This is a genomic window from Acinetobacter sp. YH01020, assembly GCF_013420275.1.
GTDB classification, from domain to species: domain Bacteria; phylum Pseudomonadota; class Gammaproteobacteria; order Pseudomonadales; family Moraxellaceae; genus Acinetobacter; species Acinetobacter amyesii.
On record NZ_VOYN01000067.1, the window covers coordinates 1 to 14,844 of the forward strand.

At 33.9% G+C, this 14,844-nt stretch carries 19 protein-coding genes and 1 pseudogene; 8 read left to right on the forward strand and 12 right to left on the reverse strand.

The features are described from left to right. Positions 1-248 precede the first annotated feature (248 nt). The 4 genes and pseudogenes from FTT85_RS16635 to FTT85_RS16650 form a co-directional block, all read right to left on the reverse strand. Positions 249-1,265: an SEL1-like repeat protein gene (locus FTT85_RS16635; protein ID WP_180184006.1), complete on the reverse strand. Its 1,017-nt coding sequence runs from the start codon at positions 1,263-1,265 to the stop codon at positions 249-251. 192 nt (positions 1,266-1,457) lie between these two features. Next, positions 1,458-1,859 (reverse strand): Imm41 family immunity protein, encoded by a 402-nt coding sequence (locus FTT85_RS16640; protein ID WP_111886124.1) that lies wholly within the window; start codon positions 1,857-1,859, stop codon positions 1,458-1,460. 5 nt (positions 1,860-1,864) lie between these two features. Then, positions 1,865-2,059: a toxin C-terminal domain-containing protein gene (locus tag FTT85_RS16645; protein ID WP_111886125.1), complete on the reverse strand. Its 195-nt coding sequence runs from the start codon at positions 2,057-2,059 to the stop codon at positions 1,865-1,867. Between the two features lie 216 nt (positions 2,060-2,275). Beyond that, positions 2,276-2,626: pseudogene (locus tag FTT85_RS16650) on the reverse strand (PAAR domain-containing protein); the annotation flags it as partial. A 315-nt stretch (positions 2,627-2,941) separates the two neighbouring features. Here FTT85_RS16650 and FTT85_RS16655 point away from each other — a divergent pair. Then, entirely contained in the window at positions 2,942-3,253 is a 312-nt protein-coding gene (locus FTT85_RS16655; RefSeq protein ID WP_005086328.1) for a BrnT family toxin, read from the forward strand. Then, a complete protein-coding gene (locus tag FTT85_RS16660) occupies positions 3,216-3,530 on the forward strand; it encodes a BrnA antitoxin family protein (RefSeq protein WP_098714789.1) in 315 nt (104 codons plus the stop codon). The genes FTT85_RS16655 and FTT85_RS16660 overlap by 38 nt, the downstream gene beginning before the upstream one ends. 82 nt (positions 3,531-3,612) lie before the next feature. On the opposite strand, the gene FTT85_RS16665 is transcribed toward FTT85_RS16660, so the two are convergent. Beyond that, a complete protein-coding gene (locus tag FTT85_RS16665; protein WP_227554280.1) occupies positions 3,613-3,972 on the reverse strand; it encodes a DUF4829 domain-containing protein in 360 nt (119 codons plus the stop codon). Positions 3,973-4,281: 309 nt separating this feature from the next. On the opposite strand from FTT85_RS16665, the gene FTT85_RS16670 reads away from it, so the two are divergent. After that, positions 4,282-5,031, forward strand: coding sequence for an SH3 domain-containing protein (locus FTT85_RS16670; protein WP_166135743.1), 750 nt, complete (start codon positions 4,282-4,284; stop codon positions 5,029-5,031). A 33-nt stretch (positions 5,032-5,064) separates the two neighbouring features. On the opposite strand, the gene FTT85_RS16675 is transcribed toward FTT85_RS16670, so the two are convergent. The 4 genes from FTT85_RS16675 to FTT85_RS16690 form a co-directional block, all read right to left on the reverse strand. Next, positions 5,065-5,532 (reverse strand): hypothetical protein, encoded by a 468-nt coding sequence (locus tag FTT85_RS16675; protein WP_068976124.1) that lies wholly within the window; start codon positions 5,530-5,532, stop codon positions 5,065-5,067. Next, a complete protein-coding gene (locus FTT85_RS16680) occupies positions 5,529-5,864 on the reverse strand; it encodes an STAS-like domain-containing protein (protein ID WP_068976125.1) in 336 nt (111 codons plus the stop codon). Before FTT85_RS16680 ends, FTT85_RS16675 begins: the two co-directional genes overlap by 4 nt. After that, positions 5,857-6,942, reverse strand: coding sequence for a hypothetical protein (locus FTT85_RS16685; protein ID WP_180184007.1), 1,086 nt, complete (start codon positions 6,940-6,942; stop codon positions 5,857-5,859). The genes FTT85_RS16680 and FTT85_RS16685 overlap by 8 nt, the downstream gene beginning before the upstream one ends. Positions 6,943-7,125: 183 nt before the next feature. After that, a complete protein-coding gene (locus FTT85_RS16690) occupies positions 7,126-7,500 on the reverse strand; it encodes a hypothetical protein (protein ID WP_086322809.1) in 375 nt (124 codons plus the stop codon). Positions 7,501-7,759: 259 nt separating this feature from the next. On the opposite strand from FTT85_RS16690, the gene mobQ reads away from it, so the two are divergent. The 3 genes from mobQ (at position 7,760) to FTT85_RS16705 (ending at position 11,745) form a co-directional block, all read left to right on the forward strand. Beyond that, positions 7,760-9,514, forward strand: a complete 1,755-nt coding sequence (gene mobQ / locus FTT85_RS16695; protein WP_373886904.1) for a MobQ family relaxase — start codon at positions 7,760-7,762, stop codon at positions 9,512-9,514. 687 nt (positions 9,515-10,201) lie between these two features. Beyond that, positions 10,202-11,131, forward strand: a complete 930-nt coding sequence (gene repM / locus FTT85_RS16700) for a replication initiation protein RepM (RefSeq protein ID WP_111886115.1) — start codon at positions 10,202-10,204, stop codon at positions 11,129-11,131. Positions 11,132-11,199: 68 nt separating this feature from the next. Beyond that, complete coding sequence (locus FTT85_RS16705) at positions 11,200-11,745, forward strand: plasmid replication DNA-binding protein (RefSeq protein ID WP_171319338.1); 546 nt, start codon at positions 11,200-11,202, stop codon at positions 11,743-11,745. 192 nt (positions 11,746-11,937) lie between these two features. Here FTT85_RS16705 and imm45 read toward each other — a convergent pair whose 3' ends face one another. Continuing rightward, on the reverse strand, positions 11,938-12,243 hold the full coding sequence (gene imm45, locus FTT85_RS16710) for an Imm45 family immunity protein (RefSeq protein ID WP_111886117.1): 306 nt from the start codon (positions 12,241-12,243) through the stop codon (positions 11,938-11,940). Positions 12,244-12,387: 144 nt separating this feature from the next. Then, on the reverse strand, positions 12,388-12,807 hold the full coding sequence (locus tag FTT85_RS16715) for an SMI1/KNR4 family protein (RefSeq protein ID WP_111886118.1): 420 nt from the start codon (positions 12,805-12,807) through the stop codon (positions 12,388-12,390). Positions 12,808-12,962: 155 nt separating this feature from the next. Between FTT85_RS16715 and FTT85_RS16720 the strand changes: the two genes are divergently transcribed. Beyond that, positions 12,963-13,343 (forward strand): hypothetical protein, encoded by a 381-nt coding sequence (locus tag FTT85_RS16720; RefSeq protein WP_111886119.1) that lies wholly within the window; start codon positions 12,963-12,965, stop codon positions 13,341-13,343. Between the two features lie 132 nt (positions 13,344-13,475). On the opposite strand, the gene FTT85_RS16725 is transcribed toward FTT85_RS16720, so the two are convergent. Next, positions 13,476-13,949 (reverse strand): SMI1/KNR4 family protein, encoded by a 474-nt coding sequence (locus FTT85_RS16725; protein ID WP_218955503.1) that lies wholly within the window; start codon positions 13,947-13,949, stop codon positions 13,476-13,478. A gap of 228 nt (positions 13,950-14,177) precedes the next feature. Between FTT85_RS16725 and FTT85_RS16730 the strand changes: the two genes are divergently transcribed. Then, the coding region (locus FTT85_RS16730; protein WP_180184008.1) for an ISNCY family transposase at positions 14,178-14,844 on the forward strand (667 nt) is incomplete at its 3' end.

Sequence of the window (14,844 nt, forward strand, 5' to 3'; positions counted from 1 at the left end):
CCAAGTAGACGTGCACAGAAAACAGCGATTCAACAACGAAATCTGAATCCTGTGCTTGACTTGGAAATGTCCATATAGGACATTTCTATTTGGTTATTAGGTAGGACATTTCTACTTGGGAATAACACAAAAAGCCTAGACACTTGGCTAGGCTTTAAATTTTAAAAATACATAAAAATTAATGCTATAGTCTCAATTTTTTAACTTCGTATAACGTGTATTATGTTAATTTTAGAAAAAATTAAAAATTACTGAAGTTCAGCAAGTATTAACTTAGCTTGGACAACTCCATTATTTGCTGATTTTCTAAGCCAGTTTAATGCCTCTACTCGATTCTTCGATAATCCATTACTCCCATTTAAATAGCTTTGACCAATATTGAACTGAGCCGTTGCGTTACCGTTATTTGCCGCTTTAAAATACCATTCAACTGCTTTGGTAGCATCTTTCTGTATACCTCGACCGTACTCATACATTAGCCCAAGGTTATTTTGCGCAGATGGATCGCCCTGAGCAGCTGCCTTGCTATACCATTCAAATGCTTTGACATCATCTTTCTGTACACCTCGACCGTTGAGATACATTAGCCCAAGGGCTCTTTGCGCAGATGGATCACCCTGAGCAGCTGCCTTGCTATACCACGCAAATGCTTTGACATCATCTTTCTGTACGCCCTGACCATTGAGATACATTAGCCCAAGGTTAAATTGCGCATCTACATCTCCTTGAGTAGCTGCCTTGCTATACCATTCAAATGCTTTGACATCATCTTTCTGTACACCTCGACCGTACTCATACATTTCCCCAAGGTTAAATTGCGCAGATGGATCGCCCTGAGCAGCTGCCTTGCTATACCATTCAAATGCTTTGACATCGTCTTTCTGTACACCTCGACCGTTGAGATACATTAGCCCAAGATTATTTTGGGCTGGTGCATATCCTTGAGCAGCTGCCTTGCTATACCATTCAACCAGTTTGGTATCATCTTTCTGTACGCCCTGACCATTAGCATACATTCCCCCAAGGTTAAATTGCGCATCTACATCCCCTTGAGCTGCTGCTTTTAAAAACCATGCAACCGCTTTGGCATCATCTTTCTGTACGCCCTGACCATTGAGATACATTAGCCCAAGGACTCTTTGTGCAGATGGATTCCCTTGAGCCGCTGATGCTAGTGTTTTGTCAAAATTAGGAACTTGGGCGAATGAATAACTAAATGAAAATGCTAGTATTAAGAATAAAAAAATATTTTTTTTGTAATTCATATTAATAAATCTTATAAAAAAATGAGAGCTGGATGAGTTTATCCAATATTACTTAAAACTGGTAAAGAATCTATATTTAACATAATGGCGATTATACGAAATTTTTAAATTTCTTTAATTATCATAAGGATAATCTCATTTTTTAAATTTCGTATAACGTGTATTATGTTAATTTTAGGAATATTAAATAATTTAATTCGATTTCAAATCATAACCAAAGTCTTGATCATCCAAGTTGATTTCATCTGTAAATAAAATTCCTAATACATATTTAAACCTTTCATATCTATCAAAAATTGTTGGTATTCCCCAATCTTCATCTAAAGTATATAGTTCGTGCTTTTTATAAATTGAAAAGTCACTCCAATCTGGAACAAACATTAATTGAGTAATTCTCATAACTCCTTTCAATATATCTCGGGGTATTGCCGAATTATTAGAATAATGAAAATTTATACTTAATAAATCTTTTTCTAATTTCCAATATTCAACATCAGACCATACCCCCTCATCAATCCATAAGCCTATAAAAGAATTAGGATCATAGATTCCTTCGCCTAAGAAGGTGATATTTCTATTAAAATTTTCCAACATATAATTTAATCTCCGATTCTATTCATATTTACATCAAATGTTCCATTCCGAGTGCTTTTACTATTTAACTTGTCAACACTACTAGCTTCTTTCCATGCCCCACCATTATGCCCATCAACATCTCGAGATATATAACTATTACCTTTTTTATAGACTGCTGCACCATTTTTTGTTCTGTAGTTTGTTTTTTTATATCCCATTGCTTCTGCTGCTTTTCCTGCTGTTTTATCATTAGGATATACTGGAGCCTTTCCATTAATACCTAGTTTTCCAATTTTACTTATCCCCCCAAAAAGAACTCTTAAAGGAGCGATAAAAGTTTCTTCTAAATATGTAAATGGCTGTATAGGTTTTTCTTCGATTTCAATACAGTTACCTTCTTCATCACATGATGGGTAGCTTGCAACTTTATTATTAGAACTGAAATTACTTACAAAACTATTTTGTTGTGTTACTGATTGAAAACTAGAAATAGAAGATTTGCTTGAACTACTTCCAGAACCATTACTCAACACGGCTAGATCAGATAGCTTTAGGTATCTTGATCCACAACTAGAAGTATCACCAACAGCAACAATACTTTTTCCACCAACGGTCATAAAACCTTGATTAGATGCGATTGCACGTGATTGAACCTTACATTTAGGACAAAAGTGAGTCATGCCATCAAGATGTACTGCTTTACCTTCGACAGTAAAAGATGAATCACCTAAAATAATGATTCCACCATGATCGGTTTTACAACCAACTGTTATTAATGCTTTCATTTATAATTTGATTATTTATTAAGAATGAACATATTAAAGCATAAGGAATTAATGATAAAAAATTTGATAACTACTTCACAATTCCTTATCCATTTAACATAATGGGCATTATACGAAATGCATACATTGAAATTTATAAAAATCAAAAACTTATGCTATAAATAATGTGCTCGATGATGTCGAAAAGCCGGCTTGGAAACAAGTCGGCTTTTTTATGAGCAGTTTTGATATATTCCGCCAATAAAAATTGGCTAAATTTTGCAAAATTTACAATTTTGTATTAACATTTTTATATTAACAAAAAGCGATGCAACTATGGAAATTGAGTTTTCATGGGATGAGCATAAAGCAGAAATAAACCTTAAAAAGCATGGTGTAGCTTTTGAAGATGCGACATTGGTTTTTTACGATGCTCATGCCTTATATAAACAGGATCGCTTTGAAAATGGTGAATATCGTTGGCAAGCGATAGGTATGGTACATGGGCAAGCTGTTTTATTGGTGGCCCACACAGTACAAGACCATAATGGGATGGATCATATCCGCATTATTTCGGCACGACAGGCAGAGAAAAAAGAGAGGAAACAGTATGAGCAAAACCGTTACTTACAAAATGGATTTGAATAATCCTCCTGTTTTGTCTGAAGAACAAAAGGCAAGACTTGAAGCCCTGGCTAAACGCCCAGACAGTGAAATAGACTTTTCGGACATTCCTGAACTTGATGAAAGTTTCTGGAAAAATGCAGTACAGAACCCTTTTTACAAGCCTACTAAACAAGTGACTACGGTTCGTATTGATGCAGATGTAATGCAATGGCTAAAGGCCCAAGGTAAAGGCTATCAGACAAGAATGAATAAGATTCTGCGTGATGCCATGCTGAATGAACTAAAAAATCATCCATAAAAAATGGGAGCTATAGGCTCCCATTTTTAGTTTCGTATAAGGTGTATTATGTTAATTTTAGGGAAAATAAATAATTATTAGCTTAAGGCCCACTACCCAATCCTGTAATTAGCCAATCAGATTGAGGAGATTTTTTCACAAGAGTAATAAATAAAATATAGTCACCTACTGGACTGCCAGCATCATCTATATGCACGACTTTAACTTTTACCATCACTGAAATAATTTTATAAAATTCTTGATAATACTCAGGTCTACTTTCCGCTGAATCATCATTAATTCTTATTATTTCTAAAATTTTTGAGTCTTTGAAAGAAAGAAATCTTTCAGGACTTTTTAAGTCTTCATATAATTGCGCATCAGGCCAAACATATTTGATTGCTGATTTTCGATCATGTTTAGCAAGTGAATTTAAGAAAAGTATCGTTGTCTGTTTTGCCATTTCATTGTCATAATTCAATTTCTGTTTATATGAATTAAAGATCAGAATTAAACATAGACCTACAAGCAAAATTCCTACTTTTATAATTTTTGGGCGATTTACCATTCTTTTTGAAAACCCTTTCTAACTGCTAATGTTTAACCTTATCAATAAAGTCAGGCACTTATTTAACATAATGGCGATTATACGAAATTTTTAAATTTCTTTAATTATCATAAGGATAATCTCATTTTTTAAATTTCGTATAACGTGTATTATGCTAATTTTAGAAAACATTGATAATTGTCTTTAAGTTTAGGAAGCATAAAATTGTCTATTCCACTGAGTGAAATTCAAAAACTGACTAATAACCCTGAATGGCAAAAAAACATTCAAATAATTAATCAAACTCTAATAAATGCTCAAACAGGACTTATTGCTTTTTTTAAAAAGCCTGAAGTACAACAAACATTAATAGGTATCCAAAATGCCTCTATAGCACTTAACAAATACTTAAATGATCCAGTAGTTCAAAAAAATCTACAAAATTTCCAAAAGTTAGTAGTAGAGATTGTAAACAGTCAAAATTTTCAAAAAAACTACATTAACAACCAGAAAATTGCTAACACAGAGAATTTTACTTTTTTTGAAGAAAGTATTCGTGATGAAATTAATGTTTCGGAGCAACTTCAATCTTTTGAAACCGAAGAAGAGAAAAGTAGGTTTTTAAATTTCTTTCTACAATTTATATTTATTATTTTTACGTTTCATATAAATAACTTAGAAACAACTTCCGACTTTAAAGAAGCTTATATTTACTATGTGAATAATATTGAATCAAAAGGTATAACTATTTCACGCATTCATTTAAGAGAGGCTCCAAGTTTTCAAAGTGAATCCATTATTGTTATTCCTAGAAATACACCTTTGAAAGTATATAAAGAAGTTACGAATAGATGGGTTAAAGTTTCTGTGAATATAAATAATATAGACCTTGAAGGGTATGTATCTGAAGTTTATATAAAAAGAGTTAAAAATAAATATGATTTTAACTCTTCTTTAGCTGTCGATGACAAATAGACTAATGCTCTACGATAAGCATGAAATTTATTTTTAGATTTTTAGATTTTTTTCTAAACTTAAAAATAAGTCGTTACTAATCATGTTGATATCATTGTAAAGTTGATTGTCAGCTCCTATCTTTTGCCTAGATAAAGTTCCAAAATTACCACCAGAAATTATCTTTCTAAATTCAATAAAATTAATTTCTAAATCTAGTTTTTGACCATCATCTTTTAGTTGGTCACTAACCAAAGAGATATAAACACCAAGTTTCTGTAAACTTGTTGTAAGAATAGGTTCTAACTTTTTAGCTTCTTCATCGCTACCTGAGTAAGAATAATAAGTCTTTGCTGATGCTGCTATCTCATCAATAGTTTTCTGTGCTGCCTCAATTCTTTTATTGTGAATGGTATTAGCTTTAGATGTGTTATCTCTTTTATAAACTATATACCATCCTAATATGGTTAATAAGGATGGTAGTAATGGCAGAAAATATGTTTTAAAAATATCAGCTATCACTTAGCAAAAGCTCTATCAGCATCTTGAACATAACTATTAATTTCAGGTAACAGGTAGGGATCTCTACTGAGAATTTTTACTTTAGCTTTAAACTCATTAACACTCATACCTGTTAAACGAATTAATCCACCAAAAGCTTCTTCTAAGAAAGAAGATCCATATCCTCTAACTCCATCAAAATCAATTTCAACCTCATCATGGGTAGTGATAGCAGGAATTAACAGATTTTTTAAAAAAACCTCTCCTGAATTTTTACCATCAGAAACATAGCGCCCCGCAGGGTTTTTTGAGAATTGTCTTGCTACATTGATTTTCATAACACTTTTACTCATGAGATGCTCCTGAAGCGTTGTCGGAGATCTGCTTATCAATAGGGATTTCCCATAGGATTACGGTTCCATCTATTGATTGTTTATATGGTAACGAGAACCCATCTACTATACCTGTTAAAGGCCGATCTTCAATCATACCTCTATTAATAATATAAGATCCTTTATTGCTTAGAATAGCAATAGATGCTTTGTGATCACAAAGTGTACTTATTTGATTAATAATTTGATTTAAGCCTTTGCCTCTATTAACAAGATTTGTTCTTGTATTGCCAATTTCAATAGCCGCTTTAATCGATGCACTATCTCTATCATATTTTTCTTTATGCGATTTCAAGAAATTTTTAAGACTTGAAAACCAATCTTCAGCAACATTCTCTGAGTTTCTCAGTAGAGATTTAGGAATGCCTATACCTAAATCACACACACAAATAGACAGCTTGTTGTCTTTCTCTTGGGAGAATATCCACCATTTCTTTGCTTTCATAGGATCATTGATGAATCTCTTTTCCAAATATGCATGGTGATGACAATTAGTTACGGCTTCAGTGATACTGTTAAATATACTAGTACTACTACTTTCAGATAGAAGATCATCAAAATCATCTAACATATCTTCAGCAGAATCCATCTCAACCTTATGTCCAGACGAGTATTTCCAATACTTGACTGTTTCATCAAATTCCATGTCTTCAAAATTAAGAGATACTCCTAGTAGTTCTAATATTCCTGTTTGTTTAAGAACCTGATTAACAATAACTTCTTTTGATGGAATTAGGCTAAATTTAATATCAGGATTTGTAATTTTCAAAGTTTCTAATTCTGCTAATAAATATAGAGTTCCTTCCGTAAACATTTTTTTTGTTTTAGAAAAGTCTAATTTCATACATATATTTTTTCTAAAATAATAATCTCTTAATTTATTTGTTAATTTCAATAACTTAGTTCTATTTTTGTTCAAAAATATTGTGATAAATGGAGGCATTGGTAAAGTAATTATTGTTCTAAGTTGCTCCTCACCAGTTATACAATTTTTTTTATTTTTTTTATTTTTTTTATTTTTTTTGATTCGTTGAATCATACGTATTTCCTGTATACGCATATTTCTAACTTTCTGTTTTAAGCTCAGTCGTTTCATAAAAAATTATAAATAACAAAAAATTAAGTATATGTTTATTTTAATGAAAATAGTATCTCTGGCTCGACCTAACCCAAATGCTTCAATAGCTATTTAACATAAAATCTCTTATATGAAATTTAGAACTTATCCCTTAAAAAGATCATTAAAAAGCTCTTTATCTTTCTGTCTATTTTCTTCTGTCTTACTTTCCGCACTTAAAAACTGCTCAAAATCAGCCCATTGATGTTTAAAAGATTCATCATTCTTAAATTTATTCAAAACCCAAGCGCCAAGCAAAATTTTCCGTCTAGTTTCATTTTTCCGTTCTTGGGCTTTTGCTTCACTTAAAAGTTTTTGCTGTTTGAGTTTAAGCTCATTCTGTTTCTGTTTTGCCTGTTCTAAGATCTGCTCTTGTTCTTTTTTTAAATACTCAATTTGCTCTTGCAGGGATAATTTTTTCTGCTGTGCTTTGGTGAGTTTCTTTAAAACTGCATCTTTCTTTTCTTGAATATCTGACATAGTATTAAACCGTGATGATCAATAATCAAACATCATCATAGAGTCAAAAAACAAAGCGAGCAATATCAAACGTAGCGAAGCGAAGTTTTCCCCGGAGTGAAACGAAGGGCGCACTTACCCACTTTTATCATTTCATTCAAAAGTGGACATTGCGACAGGGGAAACCCCTGTACCCCATGACCTCGCTTTAGCATGGTCAGCAACTTTTTCAAAGTTGCAAAAATCAAAACCACGGTATGCAGAAATTTAGGTTTTTAAAGTGGCAATTTTTCATTTGAATGAAAGCAACATCTCACGAAGTGACGGACGTTCAGCCGTTGCTTGTGCTGCTTATCGTGCCTGTGAAAAATTAGAGGATCTGACTTTTGGAAAGACTCAGGACTACACTAAAAAAAAGGGACTTGAATACAAAAATATTTATGCACCAGAACATACCAATACAAAACTTTTAGACCGTCAAACACTTTGGAATACAGTAGAAAAAAAAGAATTCAATGCCAATGGCTCAATGAAAGCCAATGCACGACTCGCCAAAGAATATATCTGTGCTTTACCACATGAATTAACAGATGCAGAACGCATAAAAATCGTTGATGACTTTTGCCGAGACTTTGTGAACAAGCACAATGTTATTGTCGATGCCTGCATCCATGCACCACATGAACATAACGATGAAACCAATAATAAAAACTATCACGTACACATGATGTTCACGACCAGACTCATCAATGAAAAAGGCGAATTAGGAAAGAAACAAAGAATCTTCAACGACCATGGTCCCGAGATCCTGAAGGACAGCCGAGCAACTTTTGCCAATGTTGTAAACACAGTATTGGAAAATGCCGGACTAGACGAACGCATCGACCACCGGAGTTACAAGGATCAGGGCTTAGACTTTCTTGAACCCACTCATCATGAAGGGCATGAAGCTACAGCACTTCGCAGACAATATGACGAGGAACAAAAAAGACCGCTTGAAGAACGTAACACTGAAATTGTGCTGCCAAGAATTGCACTTGAAAATGATGCAATCAAAGCCAAAAATTTAGATGCTGCACGAGAATACCAACAGATCATCAAGGGCCTTGATCAAGAAATTATTGTTCCAAGTCGATTAGAAGATCAGATTACCCAACTAGAGAACGAACTTCAGTTAACCGAAGCAGAAGAAAAAGAGCTTTTAGCAGAATTAGAACATCTCAACCTAGAAGAAGAACGCCTGCAAGAACAACAGGTTCAACAGATTGACAACGCATATGATGACTTCATTCGTTGCCAGGATATTTATGCAGAATTTGCTAGTCAGTTTTACACCATTCAAAGCAATGCTGCTAATAATCAAAAACAGATTGAATCAAATCTCACCAAGACAAAACGATGGTTAGCAGAAAACAAAAGCGATTTTTACCTACGTAACGATAATTTGTTTTATGACTCTTACCATCATACTTACAGAGATATAAAAAAACCTGATTTTTATGCGACTGAAAAATCAGTAGAACAGGCAAAAAATGAGAACTGGAGAGAATACGCAACCGAGGTCGAACAACTTGCTAAAGAATACGATATTGAGAATGTCGTCAAACGCTTAGGCCAATGCTCAGAGATACTGGAAAATAATGGGATTGAACGACCAACGATAAAACCCTCGTTTTGGCAGAAGCTAAAACGAGAGTACGTTCATTCATTCGATACCCTACATGATTTTAATGATGATGTGAGTCCCCTCCTTAAAGCAAAACGGGCAGATGATCTCAAAATTGAACAAGAAAGAATGCAGCAAGTACGCCAAGCGGAAGTAGATCGCCAACGAAGAATTGAAAATGATCGCAGAGAAAGTGAATTTAGAGAGCAATTACGTAAAGAACGAGAGCAAAAAGAACAACGCTATGAACAAGAAAGACACGAACGAGAACATTTGGCATTTTTAAAACGCCAAGAATTGGAAAAACAGCAGAAAAATGAGCCTAAAAAACCAGAAAATGAAAATAACAACGATTACCGACCTTGGTGAATGCTGTTTAAACGCAAAAAAATAGGGTTTTTAGCGATGTTTTGCTAAACCACAGTAGGATTTATAGTTGAGTTAAGAAAAAACTCTTAAATCGCAAATGAGAGCATTTAGCGAGTGTCTACGAGCGAACTACAGGGATCTAAATTTTTTCACCTGTTTTTCCCTGATTACAGGCTCCCCTGTGTATCAAGAACTCAGAATCAGAGCATCCCGAATGGGTGCGAACTGATTACGGTAGCTTTATGTCGAGCGAAGCGAGTGAAAAAGTTCTATGAGCGAAGCGAATTCCTAGTTGCTTTTCTTTTTTAAAAGTCACGAAATTTTAAGCCAAAAATTGCCCCTACGAACTGAGCGAAAGCGAAGTTCAATAGAGTTTGAGCGTAGCGAAAACATAGGGCAATTTTTCTTATCCTGGGCTTTTAATTATTTTTAATGCTTTTAAATACTTTTAGATCAGAATAAATTTATATATTTCAATAATTAATAATCTTATATACCCACGTTTAGTTACCTATATACCCACGTTTAGTTACCTATATACCCACGTTTAGTTACCTATATACCCACGTTTAGTTACCACTTACCCACGTTTAGTTACCCTATGGCTTCATCTAACCTCAAATAAATATTTGTGGTTATAACTACATTGTTATAATCTGTGGGTATAACAATGTTTTAATCAATCTCATGTCAAAAGAATTAGTTGTAAAAACAAATCGCTTAAACCAAGCTTTCCAGACTTTGTCTTTATCAGAATTTCATATTGTTCAACTAGCTATTGTTGATGCTAGGCATACAGGTACAGGCTTAAGTACAGATACACCATTACGAATAGATGCTCTGAGATATGCAGAAATTTTTGGAACAACCAGACAAAATGCTTATCAACGGATGAAAGAAGCTGAAGACTCGTTATTTAATCGTAGATTTAGTTTCTTTGATGAAAACGGGAAATTAATAAAAAGCAGATGGATTCAGCAAGTAAGGTACTTAGATGATGAAGGTGCTATTGAGTTAGTTTTTACACTAGCTGTTGTACAAGGTATAAGTAAAATTGACGGAATTAAGGATTTCTTTACTCAATATTTATTAAGCCAAACAGCACAACTGAATAGTACCTATTCAGCAAGGCTATACGAATTACTGATTCAGTGGAAAGCCGTTGGAAAAACACCTTTATTCGAGTTAGCGACATTTAGAGAGCAGCTTGGTATTGGCGTTAATGAATATAAGCGTATGGATCACTTCAAGACGAGGGTCCTTGATTTAGCTATTACAGAAATTAGTGAAAAAACAGATATTGAGGCTAGTTATGAGCAGCATAAAAAGGGCCGTTCAATATCAGGCTTCTCTTTTTCATTTACACAGAAAAAAACTAGAAGTGCATCAAGTGAAAATAAAAAGCACTCGGAGAATTTAGATCTCTTTTCAAAAAAAATGACAGATCCTCAACGTCATTTATTTGCCAATAAGCTCTCTGAGCTTCCTGAAATGAGTAAATATTCAGAAGGCAGTGAAAGCTATCCTCAATTTGCAGTAAGAATTGCAGAAATGCTTAAGGACTCTGAAAAGCTAAAAGAGTTTTCTCCAATGCTTGAAAAAGTTGGCTATCGTTAAACTACTAATGTAACGTTACATGTTTAAATAATATCTACTGGCATACATCTTTTTACTTAGGTTACATGATGAAAGCATTATCTGTGATTGAGCTAGCTGAACTCTATGGGATGAACAGACAGAGTATCTATAAGCGTATAAATAAAGGTGATTTATCTAAAAATAGTGATGGAAAAATAGACCTATCGGAAGCAATACGTGTATTTGGAGAACCATCTAATAAAAATAGAGATGTAACCACGTTACAGTCTACTGCGGTACAAAAAGAGACAGAAGTAGACATGCTAAAACAGCAGGTAGACATACTAAAAAAACAACTGGAACTTGCACATGAACGAGAAATTTTCCAAAGAGAACAACTAGAAGCAAAAGACAATCAAATAGAAGCAATCCAACGACTGCTAGAAGCCCCAAAAACCAATATGACTACGTTTACCGATCAGAAACCTAGCCAAGATATAGCAACGGATCCTCGGTCAGAACCTGAACCGAAACATGACGGATTGACTACTCCAGAGCAGACTGAAAATAAACGTATTCCAGTACCGGAACATGTTGAACCGGAGCAGCCGAAAAGAGGGTGGTTAAGCCGGTTTTTCTTGCCAAATGGCTAAGGGGATTATTCAACTGAGCTAATCAAAGTTGTGAAACATTGCTTAAATAATAGGCGTGGAACGTGAAAAATCATAAAAAAAGCCCGGTCATGGAAACTCGGGCTATCAACTAGGAACTACAGCGTTGAATTATAAGGATAATTATAAAGCATTTCGTATAAGGTGTATTATGTTAATTTTAGGAAAACTCAATTATATTTCTTCATAATTCAATTGAGAGCGCACAAAGACATCTTCGAGTTTACTCTCAGGCCAAACCCATTTTGTCCAATTAGATATAAGCCAATCCTTCGTTATTTCAGATACTGGTAGCTTTTGATAACAGTTAATACCTGCTTTATAGCCACTAATTGTTATTAGAGCTAAACCATCTTTATCGGGGGCTTCAGCAAGCATCATTATTACTTCATCTTCAAATGGGTAATGAGCTTTAAATTTTAGAAGATAACCACGTTGTAAAAATTGTTCATCAAAATCAATTAATTTAGACCATTTCATTTGTATTAGTTTTAACTTCTATCAAAATCATAAAAATACAGTATTTCTTAGCCATTTAACATAATGGTTATTATACGAAATTAAAAAATAATTTTCTAAAACAATGACTTGATATAATTTGCATTATGTTAGTTTTAGATTTTCTTAATTGCCATCTATCCAAACTTGCTTAATCCAATCTGCTAAATTTTCCCACTGCTCATCACTATATCCATCTGCTGTCCAATATTTAATTTTATGATTAGGAGATAGGCAATAATAACTACCATTATCTTCACAGATAGGTAGCCAATCTCCTGGTAAACCTTGTTCCCTAGCATCATTTAATATTTGAGAGAGACTTCGATCGTATTCTTCGTCATCTGTAAGAGATGCCAATTCAATTGTTCCATAAAAGATATTACTAATCTCTTTCAAAACTTTTTTATAATCTTTTGGAAAAATAAAACCAATTTTTTTCTCATAGCTAGATATGAGAGTATCATCAGGTAACCCTATGTTTAAACGACTATTCTTAGATAGTTCTTTTAATTCTTGAATGATGTTATCAAGCTTATTTTGCATACATATTTAGCTCTATGGCATTAAGGTTTTTACAGCAATTCAACATAATGGCGATTATACGAGATTTTAAAATTCATTTAAATATCATAAAGATAATGCTTTTTTTAAATTTCGTATAACGTGCATTATGTTAATTTTAGAAAGGCTTAATTGAAGTGAAATATATAGCTCAAATCATAGAATGTAATGAGGATCTCGAATTTATTCTAAAAGTTAAGGTTCGCAATGAAATTCTAGAGGTATTTAGTTCTTCAATGCCCTCATGTATTGATCTCAAAAAAAATTACCTTATAGCTTTAGAAGCTACTATTCTTGATGATTACATTATTGAAGAAGTACATTGTCCCCATCAAATTAAGCAAATAGATGATAGTCTAAGATATGAGGTTATTGGATATTTAAAAGAAGGAAAGCTAGATAGTAATGGCTTAATTTTTGAAGATGATATTTTAAATAGAGATTTTTTTTACTTAGATGGCACTACAGTAAAATGGACTGTAGATAGAATTAATGCCACTTTTGATGATAGTAATTGAGTCATTTAACATAATGGCAGTTATACGAAATTTTCAAAAAAATACAGTAAAAATGGGAGCTTAAGGCTCCCATTTTTGACTTCGCATAAGGTGTATTATGTTAATTTTAGGAAAGCTTAACTTATGGAAAAATTACTCATGTAACATACTTAAAAAATCATCAAAAGTATCTGCTACTTTTATAACACGCATCTTACTAGCACCATTTTCATCTTCTACATAATCATCATGATACATAATTACCACCAGTGGCTCATCAGTCGTGGGGTTTTTGCGATAATCAAAAGCAATATAATCTCCACCTCCATTAAGACCAAAACTAATAATTTTTTCATCACCATAGACATCATAATCTTGAAAATCATCAATTTTTGTGGCATTTACCTCGCCAAAACTGCAAAAGCTAATACTTGATTCATTATCCTGACTTTCATCATCTAAATAATTGAAGTTATTATTTAAAAACTTGACTCCGTTATGCATTGAAATAAGTTTTATGAAAGAATTAGGGAACTTTATTTTAAATTTCTCCTCAAACTCATTTATCACCTTCAATGACACACTGCCAGAATCGTATCTTATAGCTTGCACTTTATTTTGCTCCACTCGAACTAGCACCTCCAATATGACTTACAAAATTATGAATATCCTCTAGGATTAACTGAAAATTATGATGCCTAGTATTCCTTATCTAATTTAACATAATGGCGATTATGCGAAATCAAAATGTAACTCCAAAATAGAAATGTCCAGTTTCTCCAAAGTAAAAATGTCCGCTTTTAGAATATGCACTTCTGCAATTTCCTTAGCGGACGGTTTGATATGTTGGTGTCTATGTCGGATAAAGAACTTAAACGATTGTCGGTCTTGCAGGAAATCTGCGATCAACGCATAACTCAATCCCATGCTGCTCAGCTACTTCATATTTCAGAACGTCAGATCAGACGCTTACTGCAGAAATACAAAGCCCAAGGTCCAGTTGCATTAGCCCATGCCGGTCGTGGCCAAATCAGCAATTCCAAACTTCCTGAAGAACTCAGACTCAAATGCCTCAATATTGTTTCTGACCAACTCCATGGTTTCGGGCCCACTTTAGCGCATGAAAAGCTCACCACCGTACATGGACTCGATCTTTCAGTAGAAACCCTGCGTTCCTGGATGATTGCAGCTGACTTATGGATTCCTCGATCCAAGCGCCTGAAACGCCCGTATCAGCCTCGTTACAACCGGGATTGCTTTGGTGAACTGATCCAAATTGATGGCTCACACCATGACTGGTTTGAAGGACGCGCTGCTAAATGCTGTCTACTGGTGTTCATTGATGATGCCACAGGCAAATTACAGCATTTACGCTTCTGTGAGTCAGAATCAACTTTTGACTATATGATTTCAACACGTTTATATGTCGAACAGCACGGTAAGCCTTTAGCGTTTTACAGCGACAAACATTCAGTCTTTAGAGTGAATCAAAGCAGCAAGAAAGACACCAAGATTACCCAGT

What these genes read in the sequence shown, in the direction of transcription:
- FTT85_RS16635 (WP_180184006.1), bottom strand. Translation starts at nt 1,265, where the DNA reads ATGAATTACAAAAAAAATATTTTTTTATTCTTAATACTAGCATTTTCA.
- FTT85_RS16640 (WP_111886124.1), bottom strand. Translation starts at nt 1,859, where the DNA reads ATGTTGGAAAATTTTAATAGAAATATCACCTTCTTAGGCGAAGGAATC.
- FTT85_RS16645 (WP_111886125.1), bottom strand. Translation starts at nt 2,059, where the DNA reads ATGGGATATAAAAAAACAAACTACAGAACAAAAAATGGTGCAGCAGTC.
- FTT85_RS16655 (WP_005086328.1), top strand. Translation starts at nt 2,942, where the DNA reads ATGGAAATTGAGTTTTCATGGGATGAGCATAAAGCAGAAATAAACCTT.
- FTT85_RS16660 (WP_098714789.1), top strand. Translation starts at nt 3,216, where the DNA reads ATGAGCAAAACCGTTACTTACAAAATGGATTTGAATAATCCTCCTGTT.
- FTT85_RS16665 (WP_227554280.1), bottom strand. Translation starts at nt 3,972, where the DNA reads ATGGCAAAACAGACAACGATACTTTTCTTAAATTCACTTGCTAAACAT.
- FTT85_RS16680 (WP_068976125.1), bottom strand. Translation starts at nt 5,864, where the DNA reads ATGAGTAAAAGTGTTATGAAAATCAATGTAGCAAGACAATTCTCAAAA.
- FTT85_RS16685 (WP_180184007.1), bottom strand. Translation starts at nt 6,942, where the DNA reads ATGATTCAACGAATCAAAAAAAATAAAAAAAATAAAAAAAATAAAAAA.
- FTT85_RS16690 (WP_086322809.1), bottom strand. Translation starts at nt 7,500, where the DNA reads ATGTCAGATATTCAAGAAAAGAAAGATGCAGTTTTAAAGAAACTCACC.
- repM (WP_111886115.1), top strand. Translation starts at nt 10,202, where the DNA reads ATGTCAAAAGAATTAGTTGTAAAAACAAATCGCTTAAACCAAGCTTTC.
- FTT85_RS16705 (WP_171319338.1), top strand. Translation starts at nt 11,200, where the DNA reads ATGAAAGCATTATCTGTGATTGAGCTAGCTGAACTCTATGGGATGAAC.
- imm45 (WP_111886117.1), bottom strand. Translation starts at nt 12,243, where the DNA reads ATGAAATGGTCTAAATTAATTGATTTTGATGAACAATTTTTACAACGT.
- FTT85_RS16715 (WP_111886118.1), bottom strand. Translation starts at nt 12,807, where the DNA reads ATGCAAAATAAGCTTGATAACATCATTCAAGAATTAAAAGAACTATCT.